We start from the raw sequence: 20,990 nt of genomic DNA on the forward strand, positions 1-20,990 counted from the left end.
CACAGGCGCTTGGGGACGCACAGCTCACGATCTGGGGACGGCTGGCGACGAGTGGTGGACATACCCCCAGCCCTTGTGGACAACTCTGGGGACAAGTTGATGTCCACAGGCACTTGTACACATGGGTGTGGTGCGCCTGTGCATCCACAGGACTGTGGAGAGACGTCCAGGCCCCAGGCGAGCGCCGTCGTCGGGCATCTGTGCACAACCCGGATCGGCTCCGGAGAATTCATCCACAGGTAAGCCGCATACGGTGCATAACCGGCATGCCGTCGAGCGCGAGCCCGGGTGCCTGTCCACGGCGAGACGCCTCCAGGCGCCCAGGGCTGTGGACGCAGACGCCTCGACGAGCCGTTCGGACGGGCACCTGCACCGTGCGGACAGGGTCCACCCGACGACGCAGTCGGCGCGGGGGAGCTGGAGCGGCGCTGCGAGGGATAGTGCCGCAGGTGGCGAGGTCGCCAGCTGCGGCTCGCGGTCTGCCGGCCGTACGACGACGCTCGATCTCCAGGCGGGGAGCGCAGTGCCGGCGGGGCGGGACCCGGTCAAGCGGGGACGAAGGGGGCGGGCGGGTGCGTCTCGCTCGCGGCGAGCCTGACGGTGGGCCACGGTGACCCCCGTGGGCCACGGTGGGCCGCGGGGCCCACGGGGGGCAGCGCGGGCTGGGTGGGCCGGCCGGGCCTGACGGGAGCGCCCCACGAGGGGGACGGGGAACGGGCCCACCGCCGTCGACTCCCGGGGGTGGGCCCGACCCGCCGGATCACCCGGCGTGACGCATTGCGGGCTCAGCCCCGGTGCTGCTGCTTGATCCTGCTCGTCAGCTCGGTGACCTGGTTGTACGTCGAACGACGCTCGGCCATCTGCTCGGTGATCTTGCGGTTCGCATGCATGACCGTCGTGTGGTCACGGCCGCCGAACTGCTGACCGATCTTGGGCAAGGAGAGGTCGGTCAGCTCTCGGCACAGGTACATGGCGATCTGCCGAGCGGTCACGAGGACGCGGGAGCGCGAGCTGCCGCACAGGTCCTCGATGGTCAGCCCGAAGTACGCGGCCGTCTGTGCGATGACGCTCGCCGGGGTGATCTCCGAGGCGTCGTCGTCCGTGATGAGGTCCTTGAGGACGATCTCGGCGAGCGCGAGGTCGACCTGCTGGCGGTTGAGGTTCGCGAACGCGGTGACGCGGATGAGTGCACCCTCGAGCTCGCGGATGTTCGTCGAGATCTTCGAGCCGATGTACGACAGGACGTCCGTCGGGACGGCGAGACGTTCGCTCGCGGCCTTCTTGCGGAGGATCGCGATGCGGGTCTCGAGGTCGGGCGGCTGGACGTCGGTGATCAGACCCCACTCGAACCGGCTGCGCAGTCGGTCCTCGAAGCCGTTGAGCTGCTTGGGGGGCAGGTCCGACGTGATGACGAGCTGCTTGTTGGCGTTGTGCAACGCGTTGAACGTGTGGAAGAACTCCTCCATCGTCTGTTCCTTGCCCTGCAGGAACTGGATGTCGTCGATGAGGAGGACGTCGACGTCACGGTAGCGGCGCTGGAACGCGCCGGCCTTGCCCTCACCGATGGAGTTGATGAAGTCGTTGGTGAACTCCTCGGAGTTCACGTAGCGCACACGGACGTTGGGGTAGAGGTTGTGCGCGTAGTGCCCGATCGCGTGCAGCAGGTGGGTCTTGCCCAGGCCGGACTGCCCATAGATGAAGAGCGGGTTGTAGGCCTTGGCGGGTGCCTCGGCGACCGCGACGGCCGCTGCGTGGGCGAAGCGGTTGGAGGAGCCGATGACGAACGTCTCGAAGATGTACTTCGGGTTCAGGCGGGTCGGCTCGGCGTGCGGACGTTGAGGAACCGGAGCCGGGAGCATCCGCTCGCGCTCGGGTTCGACGTGGACCGGCATCGCCGGCTCGGGCACGCTGGCGGTCAGAGCCGCGGGGGACGGCGGTTCCGCCGCGAGCTCGGGATCGACCGTGATCCCGAACCTGACGTCCCGACCCAGTGCCCCCGCCATCGCGGAGACGAGCTCGTCACGGACCCGTGTCTCCAGGTAGGTTCGCGTCTGCTCGTGCGGCACGGCGATGAACACGGTGTCGTCGAGGATCGCGAGGGGCTTGGCCAGCTTGATGAACGCGATCTGCCGCGGCGTCATGTCGGGGCTGGCTTCGAGGACGGCGATGGTCTGAGCCCAGACGTCAGTGATGTTCTCGTCGGGGTTGGACACCAGGTGATTCCTTCGTCGTCGGGTGCTGCATGATGATCAGGATCAGTCTGGAGTGTGCCACGCGGACCCGTTATCCACATAGTTTTCCACAACCTGTGGGGAGTAGTGGCAACGCTCCCGGCGGGAGTGGGTCGTGGTCCGGTGATCGGGTGCCGAACGGTGGGCCGCGTGCCTGCGTGGCGACGCGCACCATGGTGCCACCGGCCCAGGAGGGCACCCGTGCCACTGACCAGAGTAGACGTACCGGCCACCGAGCGACATATCATGACAGGCTCGGCGTCGGTCAGGCCGGGTTTGACCCGAGGGGGGTCGGCGGCGTAACGTCATACAGCCGTTCCAGGTACTTTCGCGCGCCCTCACGGGGGCGAATCCACGGACTGATCGTGGCGGGTACACGGGCGGCTGGGGTGCAGAACTGCATCCCTTCCAGCTGTAGCACTGCATCGTCGAGGACATAGACGGTGTACCTCCCCGACGTTCTTGGAGTACCTCGTGAGCAAGCGGACTTTCCAGCCGAACAACCGGCGCCGTGCGAAGACCCACGGTTTCCGGCTGCGTATGCGCACCCGCGCCGGCCGCGCCATCCTGGCAGCCCGTCGTCGCAAGGGCCGCGCCGAGCTCTCTGCCTGACAGCAGGTGCTACCCGCGGCGCACCGCTTGCGCCGTTCCGTAGATTTCGAACGGGCGGTGCGACGTGGCGTGCGCGCGGGACGATCGACCGTGGTGGTTCATCTCTCCCAAGACCCTGGGGGAGACGAGCCACCACAGGTCGGTTTTGTCGTTTCCAAGGCCGTGGGCAACGCCGTGCATCGGAACAAGGTGAAGCGGCGCCTGCGCGCCGCGTCTTCGGCGTACCTCGATGCACTGCCGCCGGGGAGCCTCGTCGTCGTGAGGGCCCTCCCCGCCTCGTCCGGCAGCGACTACGCCCAGCTCGACCAGGACCTCGGGTCGTGCATCAAGCGTGCCGTTGCCCAGTGGGACCGCCGATCGGCTCACGCATGAGCGCGACCGTCCAGGCTGATCGTGCGGTGAGCAGCTCGCCAGGCTGGATCTCCCGGGCGTGGCGGATCGTCCGGCAGATCCCGCTGCTCGTGCTGGTAGGGCTCATCAGGGCGTATCAGAGCGTCATCTCGCCGATGACCGGTCCTACCTGCAAGTACTACCCCTCCTGCTCGCAGTACGCGCTCGTCGCGATACGACGGCACGGAGTGCTGCGAGGCGTACGGCTCGCCGTCTGGCGGCTGCTGAGGTGCAATCCCTGGAGCAAGGGCGGCGTCGACGACGTCCCCGAGGCGCTGAGGAAGCACTCGCACTAGTCCTCCTGCCGGCGACGCCGGCAGGACCCAGTTTGTTGAAGGTTAGGGAGTAGTACGGATGGACTTCTTCGCGTTCCTCGCGCCGATCGAATGGGTCGTGGCGTGGATCATGTACCTGTGTCACCAGGGGCTCGTGTTCCTGGGCATGGGCGACGGACCGGGGCTCGGATGGGTCTTCTCGATCGTCGGCCTCGTGATCATCATCCGTATCCTCCTGATCCCGCTCTTCTTCAAGCAGATCAAGGCCTCCCGTGGCATGCAGATGCTGCAGCCGGAGATGCAGGCCATCCAGAAGAAGTACAAGGGCAAGTCGGACCCGGCGTCCCGCGAGGCGATGAGCCGCGAGACCATGGAGCTGTACAAGAAGCACGGGACCAACCCGTTCGCCTCGTGCCTGCCGATCCTTCTGCAGTCTCCGATCTTCTTCGCGCTCTTCCGTGTGCTCAACGGCCTGGTGCCGATCTCCAACGGTGATGCCAAGGCCATCGGTCCGATCGACGCGAGCGTCGCGAGCGACATCGAGAGCTCGTCGTTGTTCGGTGCGCACCTCTCGGACATCTTCCTCAAGACCGACGACATGCAGGCCAAGATCGTCATCGGCGTCCTCATCGTCGCGATGTGCGCCACGACCTTCTTCACGCAGCGCCAGCTGACCATGAAGAACATGCCGAAGTCGGCGCTCGAGGGCCCCATGGCTTCGACCCAGAAGATGATGCTCTACGTCTTCCCCTTCATCTTCGCGGTGTCCGGCGTGAACTTCCCCGTCGGTGTCCTCGTCTACTGGACCACGACGAACCTCTGGTCGATGGGCCAGCAGTTCTACACCATCAGGCGCATGCCCGCTCCGGGCTCTGAGGCCGAGCGACTGCTGAAGGAGCGCAAGGCCCGCAAGGCTGCGGCCAAGGGGATCGTCGAGGAGGCGGCTCCGGTCATCGAGCAGCCCCGCGGTCAGCGCCAGCAGCCCAAGCGCAAGGACCGGCAGAAGCCGGGTACGCCTCGCGTCATCAACGGAACGACGGCTCCGTCGGACAAGGTCAACGATGAACCTGCCGACGACGAGTCCGACGGCCAGGCAACGGGGACCGGTAAGGGTTCCCCCAAGCCGAAGCAGCCGAAGAAGTAGCCCAGACCTGTTCCGAGAGCGCCGAGGTTCCTCCGAGACCCCGGGGTTCTCATGACCCCAAGGAGTCAGCCATGTCGTCGACCGACGCACCTGCTGCCGAAGACCACGCACCCGACGAGATGACGCGCCTCGAAGAGGAAGGTGAGGTCGCGGCGGATTACCTCGAGGAGTTCCTCGACATCGCTGACCTTGACGGCGACATCGACATCGACATCGACCATGGTCGTGCAGCGCTCGAGATCGTCGCTGACGAGCCCGCGTCGCTCCGTCACCTGGTGGGCAAGGAGGGCGAGGTCCTCGACGCTCTCCAGGAGCTGACGCGACTTGCCGTGCAGGCGCGGACGGGGGAGCGGAGCCGGCTCATGCTCGACATCGCGGGCTTCCGGGCGCAGCGCAAGGTGGAGCTGACCGATCTCGCGACCAAGGCGATCGCGACGGTGCGGGAATCGGGTACCGAGCTCTCGATGGAGCCGCTCAACGCGTTCGAGCGCAAGGTGGTCCACGATGTCGTCGCCGCCGCTGGGCTCACGAGCGATTCTCGGGGGACCGATCCGGACCGCTACGTCGTGATCCGTCCCGCTGACGCCACCTGACCCCGTTCGGTCACCTCGCAGCCGCCCGATGTTCCACGTGGAACATCGGGCGGCTGTGTTGTACGGGCCACGCACTTCCGCGCGCATCACGCAGGGTGTTCCAGCGCCTCTCCAGTGAGCGGCCGCGCGCTGCGCGTCCTCCGAGGGCGACAGCCTGGCGGTCGTGGACGCTCTCGCGCAGATCGATCCGTCAGACATGACCCCGTGTTCGGTGGGCGGAGGCCCCCGCTCGGCTCTGGGCTCTGCCGCCCCCTCGGGGCTGAAGGGCCTCGATCGTGGCCGACGTCGCCCCTGCGCTGCACGTGAACGCCCCCGTTGATTGATCGTGCGACCCGGGCCGGCGGTCCCGCCCTACCGGATCTCGCGGATGCGCGCAGGGACCGCTGACGCCCTCATCCGACAGGGCGGGATGCGGCCCTCACCGGCGGGGGAGGGGTGGGGCCTCTTGCCGACGTGCAGGTGCGTGTCTCTTCGCGCGGACGGCGGCGGCCGGAGAGCCGTCCCCTCCGTCTGCTCCGCACCCCCACTTGCGGTGTCACGCTGGTGCAGTGGCCCTCAGGACACAGCGGTCTGCCGTCCGGTGAGCTGGGCTCTCGTAAGTGCCCGCCGCCGCGCTGGGTGGCGATGTCGCGCTGGTGCAGTGCGCCTCTGGACTCGGCGGACGGCCCTCCGGTGAGCTGGGCTCCCGTAAGTGCCTGCCACTGCGCTGGGTAGCAGCGCACCGTCGTTGGCGATCTGGCGCCGGGAACCTCGGCCTGTGGTCTCAGGCGGCCCCGATCTCGGTGCCGGGTGTGCCTGGTACCTGGTACTGCAGGCTGGGTGCCGCGTGCTGGGTGCCGGGTGCCGCGGGTCGGGCACCGAGCACCGGGCACTGGGCACTGGACGTCATGCGCCGCGCGCCGCGCGTCAGCCGCCGTGCGCCGGGTCCGCCCGTGCCAGGCGGAACTTCGGCCGGTTCTGGGCCCCCTCCCCGCGCTCACCTGCAGGGTCGAGCAACCGGCTCGGCCGCGCTCTCGGCCGCGAGGAGATCTGGACCAGGGGCCTGTCCGACGGGGGAGTCACAGGGGGCCTGGGCACAACACCGCAGATGTCTCAGACGTGACACCATGGACCCGGACTGTTCGGCGTAGCCCGACTGCCCTTGGGAGTTTGAGTACGGAAAGAGGAGTAGATGACCCACGAGATGAGCGACGCCGTCGAAGGCCATGTTTCACGTGAAACACTCGCCGACTCTCCAGAAGTTCAGGCGTACTTCGGCGCGGCGTACCCGCTCGTCGCCCGCTTCGCAGAGATGCTGCACGATCAAGGCGAGCTGCGCGGATTGATCGGCCCACGAGAGGTCTCGCGCATCTGGGAGCGGCATATCCTCAACTCGGCAGCGCTGGTCCAGTTCCTCCCCCAGACGGGCTCGATCGCCGACATCGGCTCCGGCGCAGGACTTCCAGGCATCGTCATCGCCGCCATGCGCCCTGAGGCTCGGGTCCTTCTGATCGAACCGATGGAGCGTCGGTGTGCCTGGTTGACCGAGGTCGTCGCGGAGCTGGGTCTGTCCAACGTGGAGGTCCTGCGCGGACGCGCCGAGGAGTATCACGGGGCATTCCAATGTGAGGCGGTGACGTCGCGCGCGGTCGCCGCGCTGGAGAAGCTGGCCCGCATGTCTCTGCCGTTGGTAGAGCGCGGTGGGGAGATGGTCGTCCTCAAGGGGCGCAACGTGATGCAAGAGATCGAGCCGGCGCGGAAGGTGCTCCGCAAGTACAAGACGGAAGAGCCTGAGGTTCTCGAAGCGTCCAGTGTCGATGGGGTCGAGCCGACGACGGTGCTCCGGATCCGGCGCACGCCGGCTCAGCTCTGATCCGTGCAACGTCTCCTGGGTGACCGCCGTTCGTCCAGGACGCGTTTCCCTGACCGCCCAGGATGCGAGGCGGCGGAAGATCCACCGCACCACGTAGGGTGACACAGGGCGTCAGAAATCTCTTGCTCAGTGAGCCGAGAGACTCGGCGACGACACGCGTTCGGCGGTCCACGGATGAGGCTGCGGCGGGGCGCATGCTGGAGTAGGTCAAGTGAGGGAGATGGGCGTGACTGAGAGTTCCGACCAGCAGCAGGACATCCCGTTCGATAGTCGGGACACGACGTATCTCGCGGACGTTTCACGTGGAACATCTGACGGCTATCCGTCGGACAACACCTACGACGAGAGTCGGCGCGAGGAGCTCATGGCGAGCCTCCCTGAGATGGATGACGACACCCCTCTTGCGGCGCAGCTCACCATCGATGCTCGTCGACGGATCGATCTGCAGGGACGACGATTCCCTCGTCCGGCATCGACCCGAGTCATCACCATCGCCAACCAGAAGGGCGGGGTGGGTAAGACCACGACGACCGTCAACCTGGCGGCCGGTCTCGCGCAGGCCGGGCTCAACGTGCTGGTGATCGACAACGATCCGCAGGGGAATGCCTCCACGGCCCTCGGGGTCGAGCACCGAGCCGGGACCCCCTCGGTCTACGAGGTGCTCGTCGATGGCGCCCCCTTGTCCTCGGCGGTTCAGCAGTGCCCGGATCTCCCGACGCTGTGGTGCGTGCCCGCGACGATCGACCTGTCGGGCGCCGAGATCGAGCTCGTCTCGTTGGTTTCACGTGAAACACGGCTGAGAAAGGCTGTCGACGACTTCCTCGAGGAGAGAGTCGCGCAGGGTCTCGCACCGATCGACTACGTTCTCGTGGACTGCCCACCGAGCCTTGGTCTGTTGACCGTGAACGCCTTCGTGGTCGGCCGTGAAGTGCTGATCCCTATTCAGTGCGAGTACTACGCGCTCGAAGGGCTCAGCCAGCTCCTGAAGACGATCGAGCTCATCAAGGCGCACCTCAACCCTCGTCTGCATGTGTCGACGATCCTGCTCACGATGTACGACGGGCGCACCAACCTGGCGCAACAGGTCGCGTCCGAGGTGCGTGAGCACTTCCCCGAGCAGACCCTCAAGACGTCGATCCCTCGTTCGGTGAGGATCTCGGAGGCGCCGAGTCACGGCCAGAGCGTCATCACGTACGATCCGAGCTCGACCGGAGCGCTCGCGTATCTCGAAGCGGCCCGTGAGGTTGCCGATCGGGGCCGCCCCGAACCCTTGCCTGTCCAACCCGTCGACGGAGCATCTCGCAACGTCTCACGGCAGAACTACCTCGCCGAGCGATGGGCAGTGCTGCCTAGCTACCAGGAGGATGCACGATGAGTGAGAAGCGCCGTGGGCTCGGTCGTGGTCTTGGAGCATTGATTCCGACCAGTCCTGAGCGTGAGCGTCCGGTGGACGTGTTCTTCCCCTCCGCCCCGCGTCCGGCGGACGTCGCCGAGAACGCGAACCGGGACTCGGGGGGAGTGGGCGCAGATGCGCCCAACACGACAGTGCTGACGATCGAGCGTATCGACGCTGATTCCCCGGCATCTCTCGGGGGTGCTGATGAGGAGGAGCTCGCCGCGCTCACCGCGGCCGGTGACGGTTCTGCGACAGGGAGCATCGACGCTCCTTTGTCCGACGCCCCGACGGCCGAGAGCTCGACCGTCGGTGTCGCAGCGAGCGACGCGCACCCCGATGGCGATGTTCCACGTGAAACGCGCCCGGTCGACACGTCGGGAGAGGTTGCACAGGATTCCTCGTCCGAGCTGGTGCCGGTTCCTGGTGCGACGTTCGCGGAGCTCCCGGTCGGGCTCATCCGGGCGAACTCGCGGCAGCCACGCACGGTCTTCGACGAGGGGGAGCTCGATGAGCTCGTCGGCTCCATCCGGGAGATCGGCGTCCTGCAGCCCATCGTCGTGCGTCGTGACCCGGAGAACCCCGGAGCGTACGAGCTGATCATGGGTGAGCGGCGGTGGAGGGCGACGCAGGCAGCCGGCCTGACGGTCATCCCCGCCATCATTCGCGAGACGGACGACGCGGACCTTCTGCGCGACGCGCTCCTCGAGAACCTCCACCGCAGCGCACTGAACCCGTTGGAAGAGGCTGCGGCGTATCGCCAGCTTCTCGACGACTTCGGTTGCACGCACGAGGAGCTCGGGACGCGCATCTCCCGGAGCCGGTCGCAGATCTCGAACACTCTCCGCCTGCTTCGTCTTCCTCCGCTGGTGCAACGCCGCGTCGCGGCCGGCGTCCTGTCGGCAGGGCACGCCCGCGCACTGCTCGGGCTCACGGACGGCGCAGAGATCGAGCGGCTCGCCCAGAGGATCGTCTCAGAGGGGCTCTCGGTGCGTGCCACCGAGGAGATCGTCGCCCTGGGTGGACTGGACTCCAAGCGACCCGTCGAACGCACGCCGCGGCCCGGTCAGCGCAGTGCTGCCATCGATGATCTGGCCTCGCGACTCTCAGACCGTTTCGAGACGCGCGTGAAGGTGGACCTCGGGAAGAACAAGGGACGTCTGACGGTGGAGTTCGCGTCCGTCGAGGACCTCAACAGGATCCTGGACCTGATGGCCCCCCAGGACCCGGGGTTGCTGCGCCAGTAGTTCCGTCGGGTCGGTGAGCGACCAGGACGTTTCACGTGAAACATCGGCCCCGATGAGCGGTTGCTCATCGGGGCCGATGTCGTGAGTCGGGGACCTTCAGCGTGAGGTGCTCTGCCGTGCCGCGCTGCTCGTGACGATCGCCCGGTAGAGGTCGCCGAGGTCCCTTCCCGCAGCCTGGACGGCCTGCGGGAAGAGCGAGGTCTCGGTCATACCGGGAGCGACGTTGACCTCGAGGAAGTGGGGCTGCCCCTCGGTGTCGACGATGAGGTCGGAGCGGGAGAGATCCCGGAGGCCGAGAGCCAGATGTGCACGGACCGCCATGTCTTCCACACGCGACGCGACGTCGGGAGCAAGCCGGGCGGGGGCGTAGTAGCTCGTGCGTCCCGGGTTGTACCGGGCGTCGTAGTCGTAGGTGCCGTCGGTGACGATCTCGACGGCCGGGAGGGCCTCGGGCCCGTTGGGGCCGTCCACGACGCTCACGGCGATCTCCGTGCCTTCGACCGCGCGTTCGATGAGGGCGATGTCGCCGTAGGAGAAGCAGTCGACCATCGCTCGCGGAAGGTCCTCGGCACGACGGACCAGCGTGACCCCCAGTGCTGAACCTCCACGGGTCGGCTTGACGACCAGGGGAAGGCCCAGGCGACCGACGACGGCGTCGAGCACCGGCTGTGCACCGAGCTCCCGGAAGAGGCTCTGGGGGAGGGTCACGTAGTCCGGAGTGGAGAGACCCGCACCCAGGACGACGTTCTTGGCGATGGGCTTGTTCCAGGCGGCACGGGATGCCCGCGGGCCGGTCCCCACGTAGTCGAGCGAGAGGAGCTCCAAGACGTCTCGGATCGAACCGTCCTCACCGCTCGCGCCGTGGAGGAGCGGCCAGACGACATCGGGCTGCTCCTGGGCGAGGAAGGGAAGGAGGGACGCGTCGACGTCGTGGACCGCCACCTCGATGCCCGCCCCTCGGAGGGCGTCGGCCACGCGCCGGCCCGAGCGGAGGGAGACGTCGCGCTCGTGGGACAACCCACCTGCGAGGACCACGACGCGCTCGACCGGGCGCTGCCCGGTGTGCCCGGGGTTCCTGTCCTCCGGTGCTCGGTGGTCGGCCGGAGAGACTTCGGCGACGTCCTCGGTGACGATCTGTGATTCCGCAGCGGTACCCACGGTCTTGGTCCTCTCGATGTTCAGCAAGGTGCTCGCGGGGGCAGGGGTGGCGCTCATGCGAGGTTCGGGCCGGGATTCTCGACGTCGGTCAGGTCCGGGTCCTGGGCTCCGGAGGTGCCGAACAGGTCCACGAGCTCGCGCTCGGCGGAGACGACCCCGGCGAACCGGCGGACTCCCTCCTTGATGCGCTCCGGCGTCGGGAAGCAGTAGGAGAGGCGCACGTGATCAGCGCCCGACCCGTCGGCGTAGAACGCCGTCCCGGGGACGTAGGCCACACGTGCCGTGACCGCGCGAGGAAGCATCGACCGTGCGTCGAGCCCGTCGGGCAGCTTGACCCAGGTGTAGAACCCGCCGTTCGGCACGTTCCACGACGCGGACGGTAGGTGCTCCGACAGGGCGCCGATCATGGCGTCGCGACGTTCGCGGTAGAGCTCGCGGAACTGCTTGATCTGGCCCTGCCAGTCGCAGGTGTCGAGGTAGGTCGCGATCGCGAGCTGGGAGGCGTTCGACGGGCACAGGATCGCCGACTCGCTCGCGAGCACGAGCTTCTCGCGAACGGCGTGGGGTGCGACGACCCACCCCACCCGGTAGCCGGGGGCGAAGGTCTTCGAGAAGGAGCCCAGGTAGAGGACGCCCTGGTCGTCGAGCGAACGCATCGCGGGGAGCGGGTCGCCATCGAAGCCGAGCAGGCCGTACGGGTTGTCCTCGATCACGAGGACGCCGAATCGCTGCGCGATCTCGAGGATGCGGGGCCGGCGCTCGACGGAGAGCGTCACACCGGCAGGGTTGTGGAAGTTGGGCACGGTGTAGAGGAGCTTGACCCGACGGCCCTCGGCGGCCAGTCGGGTGAGGGTCTCCTCGAGGGCCTCGGGGACGAGTCCGTGCTCGTCGAGGGGAACGTGGACGATGTCGGCCTGGTACGAGCGGAAGACCCCGAGTGCTCCGACGTAGCTCGGCGCCTCCGCCACGACGACGTCACCGGGGTCGATGAAGATCCGTGTCACGAGGTCGAGAGCCTGTTGGGAGCCGGTGGTGACCACGACGTCGTCGGGGTGGCAGTCGATGCCCTCGAGACGGACGACGTCGACGATCTTCTCGCGCAGCGACTCGTCCCCCTGGCCGGAGCCGTACTGCAGCGCCGTGGTGCCACGCGTCGCGACGAGCTTCTGCATGGCGTCTGCGATGACGTCGAGGGGGAGTCCCTCGAGGTAGGGCATGCCGCCGGCGAGCGAGACGACCTCGGGGCGATTCGCGACCGCGAACAGGGCGCGAATCTCCGACGCTCGCATGCCGTGGGCTCGCTCGGCGTAGGCGCCGAACCACGGGTCGAGGCGGGTGCCGCCCGAGGCGGCGGGCTGAGCGGGGTGCGTCGGTGTCGTGCTCACGCTCCCCAGTCTCCCACGACGAATCGGTGGGAACCGTGAAGGCACCGGTTCTCGGACGCCGTCAGGGAGCCTGCTCAACCTGGGTCCGGTCCGGGTGGAATCCGTCCGCGGTGCGTACCGGACGCCGAAGGGGCGGTCTGTCCCGTGGACAGACCGCCCCTTCGGACGTCGCGCTCGCGCGCGACGGGAGGGTCAGGCGATCAGCGCGTCGATCTCCTCGGCGAGGATGCGCTTGGGGCGGCCGCCCACGATCGACTTCACGAGCTCGCCGCCCGAGTAGAAGTTGAGCGTCGGGATCGAGATCACGCCGTAGGCCGCAGTGATGGCAGGGTTCTCGTCGGAGTCGAGCTTCGCGATCTTGACCTTGCCGGCGTACTCCCCGGCCAGCTCTTCGAGGATCGGGGCGATCTGCAGGCACGGCCCGCACCACGTGGCCCAGAAGTCCACGATGACGGGGATGTCCGACTCGAGGACCTCGGCCTTGAAGGTGTCGTCGGTGACCTTGACGGTGTTGCTCATCGGATCTCCTCCAGTGCACGGGGCAGCTCGTCGGGGGCGGGGGACTCGGGCGTGCCGGCGATCTCGGGGAGCCCTTCGGCGTCCTCGACCGCGTCGACGAGCTCAGTGAGGTAGCGCTGGGCGTCGAGCGCCGCGGAGCAGCCCGAGCCCGCGGCGGTGATGGCCTGGCGGTAGGTGTGGTCGACCGCGTCGCCGCACGCGAAGACACCCTCGAGGTTGGTCGCGGTGGTGCGTCCGACGACCTGGATGTAGCCCTCGTCGTCCAGGTCGATCTGTCCCTTGACGAGCTCGGAGCGCGGGTCGTGCCCGATCGCGACGAACAGGCCGGTCGCGTCGATCGAACGCTCCTCGCCGGTGATCGTGTCGCGCAGCGTCAGGGACTCGACCTTGTTCTCGCCGTGGATCCCGACGACCTCGCTGTTCCAGGCGAACTCGATCTTGGGGTCGGCCTTGGCGCGGTCCGCCATGATCTTCGAGGCGCGCAGCTCGCCGCGACGGTGCACCATGGTCACCTTCGACGCGAATCGCGTCAGGAAGGTGGCCTCCTCGACAGCCGAGTCCCCTCCACCGACGACCACGATGTGCTGGTCCCGGAAGAAGAACCCGTCGCACGTCGCGCACCAGGACACGCCGCGGCCGGAGAGGCGCTTCTCGTCCTCGAGGCCCAGCTCGCGGTACGCGGAGCCGGTCGCCAGGATCACGGCGCGAGCGGTGTAGGTCTCACCGTTGCCGGTGACGACGGTCTTGACGGGGCCGTCGAGCTGGAGCTCGATCGCGTCGTCCCACTCGACCTGGGCGCCGAAGCGCTCGGCCTGCTTCTGCAGGTTGTCCATGAGCTCGGGGCCCATGATGCCGTCGGGGAACCCGGGAAAGTTCTCGACCTCGGTCGTGTTCATCAGCGCGCCACCCGCGGTGATCGAACCGGCCAGGACCAGGGGCTCGAGGCCCGCGCGCGCGGCGTACACGGCGGCCGTGTACCCGGCGGGGCCCGAACCCACGATGATGACGTTCCGCGGGGCGGTCGTGGGGGTCTGTTCCGTCACGTGTACTCCTCAGTGGTGGGTGGTGCACCGGGTCCAACGCCGAGGGGCGTCGTTCTGTTCCGAGAGCACCGTCGGCCGGACGGCCTGGAAGATGGTCAGCACGAGCGACGGGCTGCGCCCCGGGAGGGCGCAGCCTCGAGGTCAGTAGACGGTGATCTCGTTGAGCTCGACGCGGAACTTGCCCTGAGGGTTCGTCGGGAGCTCGGTGATGTACAGGACGAACGTGGTGCCCTTGGTCGCGGGGTCGAGCGTGAGGTCGACGGTCTTCGAGAAGGCGCCAGATGCGAGGACGTCCCCACCTGTCGGTGCGTCGTCGGTGACGGCGCGAACCTCCACATGGCCACCCGTGTTGTTCGTGTCGAGCACGATGCGCTGGACCGTGGCTTCCTCGTCCAGCGTGAACGTGTAGCCCGTCTTCGTCTTGTTCCCGCCGAAGGCAGCCGTGTTGTACGAGAACGTGTACCAGAAGGTCGTCGGGTCGCCGTCGACCGCGAGGGGCACGGCTTCGGGCTTCTCACCGATGTCGTCCGGGTTCGCGACGTCCGGGTCGAGCAGACCGCCCGCGGCGATCGGGAGCGGCTCGGTGTTCACCGGTACGTCGCCCTCGTCGGGCGTCGTCGTCCCGGGGGGCTGGGACCCGGTCGTGGCAGAACCCCCTTGCTGGGATCCCGGAGTGAGCACCGCGCCGAAACCACCGAGGCCGGACTTCACGCCCCAGACGACCGCACCGAGCACCAGGAGGAGCACGATCGGCATGATGATCCACGTGCTCTTGACGTTGCTCTTCTTGGCGCTCGTCGTCGCGAACGGGCCGGTCCGCGATCCGGCGGCCGGGTCGGCGGCCGCAGGCTGCGCAGTGGCCGGACCGGCGGGCGGGGGCGGTGGGGCGGCCGGGTGAGCGCCCGTGGCGGGCTGCTGCTGGGTGGGGGCGACCTGTGCCGGGTAGGCACCCGTCGTGGGAGCGGGCGCAGGCGATGCCGCATAGGCGACAGGGGCGTCGGCGTAGGTGGGAGCGGGGTAGCTGGCTCCGTCGGGGAGGGACGAAGCGCCCGTGAGCGGGACGCGGTGTATCCGCCCAGTCGTGGGCCGGTGGAACGGGACCGCGGGCGGCGGGGTTCCTGGCGGCGTCGAGAGGGGGACGTCGAACGCGCTCCGGATGGACTGCCTGCTGACCCGGTTCGCGGTGGGTGGCGCAGGCGGCTGGACGAACGTCGGGAGCGCTGCGACCACGGAGAGCGCACCCCAGGGTGCGAGGGCGCTGACCAGGTCGGCGGGGGAGGACGGCGGTGCGGCGAGGCTGTCGAACTCCTGGGTGTCGTCGCTCGTCGACGCGCCGCCTTCTGCGCCTGCGGAGGTGCGCGCGGTCTCGGCGTCGGCGAAGACCTTGGTGCACAGCTCCGACAGGTCCGTCGGCGCCCCGGGGACGAGCGTGGACAGCGGGAGCACCCCGGCCGCGTCGCGTTGCGCGGGGAGGGGGTGGACCGAGTCGGGGCTGATCCACGGCACGTCGAGGCTGGGACCCGCCCAGCGTGCCGTCATCGCGTAGTAGAGCAGCGCGACCAGGCCGAGGGTGTCGGCCCGAGAGGTCTCGTCGGCGTCGTGCTGCTCCTGCCCGCTGATGCCCGCGTCGAGCCCGAGGCCCGTCACGACGACGCGGTCGCCGTCGACCCGCAGGGCTTCGGGCCGCAGGGCCAGGTGGTGCACGCCGCGTCGGCGGGCGACCTCGAGCGCTGCCGCGGCCTCGCCGACGATCGCGCGTGCCTGCTGGGCGTCGACGATCCCACCCGCCACGACCTCGGACAGCGTGATGCCGGCGAACGGTTCGGTGATGACGTAGGCGATGCCGTCGTCGGTCCCGACGTCGAGGACACGGGTCAGACGGGGGTCGGCCACGAGCGCGGCGCGGCGCGCGGAGTCGATGGCCTCCGCGACGTGCTCGCCGGTGAGCAGCGAGACCCGTACGGGACGGTTCAGGACCGAGTCGTGCGCCGAGAAGGCGGTGACGTCGACCAGGTCGCTCGTCAGCCGTTCCGCCAGCAGGTAGCGGCCCACCAGTGTCGTGCCGGGTCCTGCTGCGGTCACCTGCGCACCTCGAACTTCCTTGCCGTCGACATCTTCCCCCCACATGGTACGGGCGTCCTCTATCTCGTGGTCGGGCGTCGCCGCCCGAGCTTGCGGAGCAAGGGATCGGCGAGCTGGTCGAGCTCGCGGACCCTCATGATCTTGAGCCCGCCGATGTACACGGCGGTCATGACGATCCCGACGACTGTAGTGACCAGCGCGGCCCGCAGCCACGAGAGTCCGTACAGGTCGCCGAAGAGCTGGAGGACCCCCCAGCCGATGCCCGCGCTGACCCCCGCGGCGAGCGCGGTCTTGACGTGCATCCGGACGATCCGGAACGCGTCCAGACCGTGGAGCTTGCGCCGCAGTCCCGCGGTCCGCAGGAGGACGGCGACGACGTTGGAGATCGACATGGCCGCACCGACCCCGACGACCCACCACACGGGGTCGAGCGTGCGGGTCGCGAGCCAGGCGACGCCCACGAGGGCGATCGTCGCCGGCACCTGGATCCAGAAGACCGTCTTGCCGTCCTCGTAGGCGTAGTAGACCCACTTCATGAGGACCATCCCACCGAGCGGCACGAGCCCGAAGGCCATGGCGACGAGGATCTGGCTGACCGCCACCGCGCTCGACGCCGTGACGTTGATGAGCAGGAGCTTGGTGATCGGCAGGGCGAGGATCGCGAACACGGCCGTGGCGAACACCGTGAACACCCCCACGGTCCGGACTCCGCGCGAGAGGTCGTGCCGGACCCGCGCGAAGTCGCCCGCGCCGGCGGCCGCGCTCATCCCGGTGAACAGGGCGGTGGCGATCGAGACCGTGACGAGCGAGTGCGGCAGCAGGTAGATCATGAGCGCCTGCGTGTACGCGGCGTTGCCGGCGACTGCGAAGGCCTCGGGGGCGCCCGTCACGACGCCCGTCACGACGCCGGTCGCGAGGGGGTCGTCGGCATAGGCGCCGAAGGTCTGCCGGAGCGCCGCGGCGGGCGCGCTCGAGGCGAACTGCGTCGTGAACAGGACACCGATCTGCTCGAGCATCACGGCACCGAACGTCCAGATCGCGACCTGCCCGGCCGAACGCAGCCCGATGCCGCGCAGCCCGAGGCGGAAGTGCCAGCGGAAGCCTGCACGCCACAGCGGCACGATCAGGATGAGCGCCTGGGCCGCGACGCCGAGGGTGGCCGTCCCGGCGAGGACGGCGATCTTGGTGCCGTCCCACGTCCCGAGGTCGTCGGCCGCGCCGGTCGCGTAGGGACCGTAGATCGCGATGAAGGCACCGAATCCGACGATCGAGACGATGTTGTTGACGACCGGGGCCCACATGAACGGGCCGAACTGGCCGCGCGCGTTGAGGACCTGCCCGAGCAGCGTGTACAGACCGTAGAAGAAGAGCTGCGGGGTGCACCAGAAGGCGAACGCGACGGCGAGCGAGAACTGCGCCGAACCCCAGCCGTCGGTGTACAGGGTCACGATCACCGCGGCGCCCGCGGTGAGGACCAGGCTCAGCCCGAGGAGCAGGACCCCGGACAGGGTCAGCAGCTTGTCGAGGCGCTCCTGGGGGTTCTTGGACCGGTACGCGCGGACGATCTGCGGGACGAGGACGGCGTTGAGCACGCCGCCTGCCAGGATCGCGAACAGGACGTTGGGGATCTTGTTGGCGACGTCGAACGCGTCGGCGGCCAGGCCCGTGGTCCCGATCGCGGTGACGAGGAGGACGTTGCGGACGAGGCCGAGGACGCGGGAGACCGCGGTGCCCGAGGCCATGAGCGCCGAGCTGCGGCCGAGGCTGTTCTTCGCGGCCGAGACGGCCGCGACCGACTCGTCGTCCTGCGTCTCGGCGTCGGAGCTGGTCGGGGTGGTCGGCGGGGTGGCGGCGGGACGGGGTGTCCGCGGCGCTCCGGTGGGTCTGACGTGCTTCACCCGTCGCGCCCCGTCGAGCGGCCCGACGGCGAGGCCGCCCCGTGGGCCCCCGGCACGCCTGCCGCAGGGGTCATCTCGGCGACGCGGCGCGGCGACCGGCCGCGCCGGATGGTGCGCCAGATGCCGCCGATCATGAGGAGGGCGACGAGCCCGGCGAAGATCGCGGTCCCCGTGTTCTCCCACTCGGCGCGCACCTGCACGACGAACGCCGACGGTGGTGAGACGACGGTGCCGGAGGGAACGGCGAGGAGCTCGACCTCGACCTCGACGTCTCCGCTGCCGATGGCCTGGACGGGGACCTTGAACACGACCTCGGCGCCCGCCGGGACGGGCCCGACGGGGAACGAGACGACCTTGAGGAGACCGCTGTCGGGCCGCAGCGCCACCTGGATGGTGACGGGCTGGTCGAGCGTGTTGCGCACCCAGACGGGGATCTTTCCCGAGGTGTTGATCAGCGTGACGTCGAGTCCGCGGGGGACGATCGACACCGCGGACCTGATCAGTGCCGCATCCTTGACGGCCGTGTCCACGGCGACGGTCCGGTCGTCGGGAAGGAGCCGGTAGGCGACCGCAGTCGGGACGACGAGGGCGGGCTCGGCGCTCTGGACGATCGCCGCGGGGTCGGCGGTGATCGTCGCGAAGTCGGCGGTCTGGGTCCGGGCGCGCTGGAGCTCGTTCATCTGGGCGACCGGGAGCGTGCCCTCGCCCGACGACGAACCGGGTAGCGCCGACCGGGCGACGTCCGGTACCGGCGAACCGAGGAGGTCGTCGAGGGGGGCGACGTCGACCCATGTCGCGCCCGCGAGGGCGTCGACGACCGCGGCGAGCGCGTCGGGGTCCGGGTCCCACGACCGCGGGAGGGCGACGAGCAGGTGGCGTGACTCGGTCGGCCGCTCGGAGGCGACCACGGCAAGATCGGCGAGGAGTCGTTGTGTCGCGTCGGGCGTGGAGCGGTCGTCGGCGTCCCGTCCGGCACGGGTCCCGTCCACGAGGACCGAGGTGAGGGCGTCGTCGGAGACCAGGGCGGTCGCGGGGCCGGCGTCGGTCGGGACGGTGGCCAGGCCGGTCGGGGTGTAGCTGACCGAATCCTCGGGCGCGAGCCCGTCGCCCCGCACGACGATCAGGGGCGAGCCGGACAGGACGCCCGTGCGAGCGGTCTGCACGTCGGGCACGTCGTCGGCTGGGTAGACGAGGTCGGTACGCCAGGCGGGATCGAGGGGTGCACCGCCGGGCAGGGGGGTCGTCGTGGCAGGAAGAGTCGTGCCCACCTGCGCGTACGCGGCGGGGTCCGGGTCGTAGGGACGCAGACCGAAGACGGTGCGTCCGGCGGTCCCGTCACGCAGCGCTGTGGCCCACGAGCGGGAGTCGGCGTCCGCCGAGCTCTCGGCCGCCGCCAGGAGCGCGGGGTCGATCGCCCACGCGAGCTCGGGGACCTGGGCCGTGGCGGACAGGAGCCGGCCCAGCCGCTGGTCGCCGCCGAGAGCATCGTCGACGGCGCGGGCGTCGACGCTTGACGCCGCCGGGGTCCCCGCGTCGGTCGTGCTCGCCGTGAGGCCCAGGGCGGGTCCGGTGACGGGGGCGATCAGGCTGACCCGGACCGGGGCGGGCTCCTGCGACTCGCCCCACAGGAAGAAGGTCCGCAGGACGTCGAGCCGTTCGCCGCCGTCCTCGACCATGACCGAGAGGGGACGGGGCCCCCATCCCGAGCCGGGCTCGAGGTTCAGGTCGTCGGCGGCGACCTCGAACGCGACGGTGGCGTCCTCGCCCGGGGCCAGCGGGTCGACGTTCTCCACGGTCATGCGCGCGGCCGGCTGCTGCGACGTGGGGGCATCGGCCCATGCGTCGAGTGCCGACCGGGTGCTCACGGGCCGCCAGCTCACGCCGAGCGTGGCTCGGGGTGCCTTGAGCGTCTCCTCGGTGCCGTTGTGGATCCGCACGACGACCGTGAGCGTGTCACCAGGCTTGACCGTGGTCGGTGACATCGACACGAGCGTCGTCGAGACCGTGCCGGTCGGGTCGGCAGCGTCCGTCGAGTCGGCCGGCGCTGCCGTCGGGTCCGTGTCGGTGGCGACGGTGCTGGTCCCGAGCGACGTGGACCGGGCGCCCGGCTCGGCCAGGGCCGGTGCCGCGGCGAGGGCGGCCGAGGGCAGCATCGTGAGACCGAGGACGAGCAGCGGCGTGAGGAGACCTCGCACGCGGGAACGGACCGGTCCCCGCCCCGGGGAGGGCTGCGTCGTGCCGTGGGCGGTGCGGTCCTCGGACCGGCGGAGGCCGTCCGATGCCGGACCGTGCGTCGAGGCGCGAGGCGCGCCACCGGAGAAGTGAAAGCTCATGGGTGGTCGGTCGGGTTCCGTGGGTCGTCGGGTGCCGGCCGGCTGGTACGGACGACGGTGCGAGTCACGGTACCCCGGAAGTGGGCGCTCGTGCGTCGCCCTCGCAGGACGTCGTGCGCAACTGCGGCGAGGCGGCGCTCGTTGGGATAGGACAGGCGGTCTGGCAGGTCCTCGAACGGGACCCAGGCGACGTCCTCGGCCTCGCCGTCGGGGTCGCCCTCGACGGTCAGGTGCCCGCCGGTCGCCCGCAGCAGGAAGTGGTGGACGACCTTGTGCACCCGACGGTCCTCACCCGTGAACCAGTAGTCGATGATCCCGAGCGGGGTCTGGACGACCCCCGTGATCCCCGTCTCCTCGGCGATCTCCCGGACGGCGGCCTCCTCCGGGGTCTCCTCGCCCTCGAGGTGCCCCTTCGGCAGGCACCACTCGAGGCGACCGCCACGGTTGCGCCGTGCGATGACTGCCGCTCTGAACAACCCCTCGAACGTGTCGACGACCAGCCCACCTGCAGAGATCTCCTCGACGACGGGCAGAGGGGGTGGCGGGCTCGGTGACGTGGCGTGCCCCCGCTGGGCCTCCGGGTCGATCCGCAGCGCGTGACCACCGGGCGGCGCTGGTACACCGCGATGGTCCGGAGAGTGCGCTGGGGTGGACATGACCCAACATTACCGAGTGTGGAGTCCGCGCTTGATCTGGCACGCTTGGATGTCGTGCCGACTCCTACCCAGAACTCTCCCGTCCCCGAGCCCGTCGCGCTGCCCGCCGAGGGGTCTCGCGGGGTGCCGACGACGCCCGAACAGCTCGAGCTCCTGCGGCGTGCGCTGGCGGTGCTGAC

At 69.4% G+C, this 20,990-nt stretch carries 17 protein-coding genes; 8 read left to right on the plus strand and 9 right to left on the minus strand.

Going from position 1 to position 20,990, the window contains the following annotated elements; genetic code table 11:
• Positions 1 to 785: 785 nt before the first annotated feature.
• Positions 786 to 2,213, minus strand: a complete 1,428-nt coding sequence (gene dnaA / locus JOD49_RS11285) for a chromosomal replication initiator protein DnaA (RefSeq protein ID WP_205307271.1) — start codon at positions 2,211 to 2,213, stop codon at positions 786 to 788.
• Positions 2,214 to 2,705: 492 nt separating this feature from the next.
• Here dnaA and rpmH point away from each other — a divergent pair, with 492 nt between their 5' ends.
• The 8 genes from rpmH (at position 2,706) to JOD49_RS11325 (ending at position 9,737) form a co-directional block, all read left to right on the plus strand.
• Complete coding sequence (rpmH, locus tag JOD49_RS11290; protein ID WP_010849920.1) at positions 2,706 to 2,843, plus strand: 50S ribosomal protein L34; 138 nt, start codon at positions 2,706 to 2,708, stop codon at positions 2,841 to 2,843.
• A 6-nt stretch (positions 2,844 to 2,849) separates the two neighbouring features.
• Positions 2,850 to 3,215 carry a ribonuclease P protein component gene (rnpA, locus tag JOD49_RS11295; protein ID WP_205307272.1) on the plus strand — a complete coding sequence of 122 codons (366 nt, stop codon included), beginning with the start codon at positions 2,850 to 2,852 and terminating at the stop codon, positions 3,213 to 3,215.
• Between the two features lie 26 nt (positions 3,216 to 3,241).
• Positions 3,242 to 3,529, plus strand: coding sequence for a membrane protein insertion efficiency factor YidD (gene yidD / locus JOD49_RS11300; RefSeq protein WP_307822504.1), 288 nt, complete (start codon positions 3,242 to 3,244; stop codon positions 3,527 to 3,529).
• 58 nt (positions 3,530 to 3,587) lie between these two features.
• Positions 3,588 to 4,652: a membrane protein insertase YidC gene (yidC, locus tag JOD49_RS11305; protein ID WP_205307274.1), complete on the plus strand. Its 1,065-nt coding sequence runs from the start codon at positions 3,588 to 3,590 to the stop codon at positions 4,650 to 4,652.
• 71 nt (positions 4,653 to 4,723) lie between these two features.
• Entirely contained in the window at positions 4,724 to 5,245 is a 522-nt protein-coding gene (locus tag JOD49_RS11310) for a Jag family protein (protein ID WP_205307275.1), read from the plus strand.
• Between the two features lie 1,171 nt (positions 5,246 to 6,416).
• Entirely contained in the window at positions 6,417 to 7,097 is a 681-nt protein-coding gene (gene rsmG, locus JOD49_RS11315) for a 16S rRNA (guanine(527)-N(7))-methyltransferase RsmG (RefSeq protein ID WP_239525198.1), read from the plus strand.
• A 364-nt stretch (positions 7,098 to 7,461) separates the two neighbouring features.
• Complete coding sequence (locus JOD49_RS11320; protein ID WP_205308938.1) at positions 7,462 to 8,472, plus strand: ParA family protein; 1,011 nt, start codon at positions 7,462 to 7,464, stop codon at positions 8,470 to 8,472.
• Positions 8,469 to 9,737: a ParB/RepB/Spo0J family partition protein gene (locus tag JOD49_RS11325; protein ID WP_205307276.1), complete on the plus strand. Its 1,269-nt coding sequence runs from the start codon at positions 8,469 to 8,471 to the stop codon at positions 9,735 to 9,737. The genes JOD49_RS11320 and JOD49_RS11325 overlap by 4 nt, the downstream gene beginning before the upstream one ends.
• A 96-nt stretch (positions 9,738 to 9,833) precedes the next feature.
• On the opposite strand, the gene JOD49_RS11330 is transcribed toward JOD49_RS11325, so the two are convergent.
• The 8 genes from JOD49_RS11330 to JOD49_RS11365 form a co-directional block, all read right to left on the minus strand.
• The gene (locus JOD49_RS11330) at positions 9,834 to 10,952 is read right to left on the minus strand and encodes a D-alanine--D-alanine ligase family protein (protein ID WP_205307277.1); all 1,119 of its coding nucleotides are present in this window, start codon (positions 10,950 to 10,952) and stop codon (positions 9,834 to 9,836) included.
• Entirely contained in the window at positions 10,949 to 12,280 is a 1,332-nt protein-coding gene (locus JOD49_RS11335) for an aminotransferase-like domain-containing protein (protein WP_205307278.1), read from the minus strand. Before JOD49_RS11335 ends, JOD49_RS11330 begins: the two co-directional genes overlap by 4 nt.
• A gap of 192 nt (positions 12,281 to 12,472) precedes the next feature.
• Entirely contained in the window at positions 12,473 to 12,799 is a 327-nt protein-coding gene (gene trxA, locus JOD49_RS11340) for a thioredoxin (protein ID WP_138827001.1), read from the minus strand.
• Positions 12,796 to 13,842 (minus strand): thioredoxin-disulfide reductase, encoded by a 1,047-nt coding sequence (gene trxB / locus JOD49_RS11345; protein ID WP_205307279.1) that lies wholly within the window; start codon positions 13,840 to 13,842, stop codon positions 12,796 to 12,798. The genes trxA and trxB overlap by 4 nt, the downstream gene beginning before the upstream one ends.
• A 141-nt stretch (positions 13,843 to 13,983) precedes the next feature.
• On the minus strand, positions 13,984 to 15,924 hold the full coding sequence (locus JOD49_RS11350) for a protein kinase family protein (RefSeq protein ID WP_205307280.1): 1,941 nt from the start codon (positions 15,922 to 15,924) through the stop codon (positions 13,984 to 13,986).
• Positions 15,925 to 15,983: 59 nt separating this feature from the next.
• The gene (gene murJ, locus JOD49_RS11355) at positions 15,984 to 17,822 is read right to left on the minus strand and encodes a murein biosynthesis integral membrane protein MurJ (RefSeq protein WP_307822508.1); all 1,839 of its coding nucleotides are present in this window, start codon (positions 17,820 to 17,822) and stop codon (positions 15,984 to 15,986) included.
• A complete protein-coding gene (locus JOD49_RS11360) occupies positions 17,819 to 20,017 on the minus strand; it encodes a DUF6049 family protein (protein ID WP_205307281.1) in 2,199 nt (732 codons plus the stop codon). The genes murJ and JOD49_RS11360 overlap by 4 nt, the downstream gene beginning before the upstream one ends.
• A gap of 134 nt (positions 20,018 to 20,151) precedes the next feature.
• Positions 20,152 to 20,811, minus strand: coding sequence for an NUDIX hydrolase (locus JOD49_RS11365; RefSeq protein WP_205307282.1), 660 nt, complete (start codon positions 20,809 to 20,811; stop codon positions 20,152 to 20,154).
• Positions 20,812 to 20,990 lie beyond the last annotated feature (179 nt).

Source organism: Oerskovia jenensis (assembly GCF_016907235.1).
Classification (GTDB): domain Bacteria; phylum Actinomycetota; class Actinomycetes; order Actinomycetales; family Cellulomonadaceae; genus Oerskovia; species Oerskovia jenensis.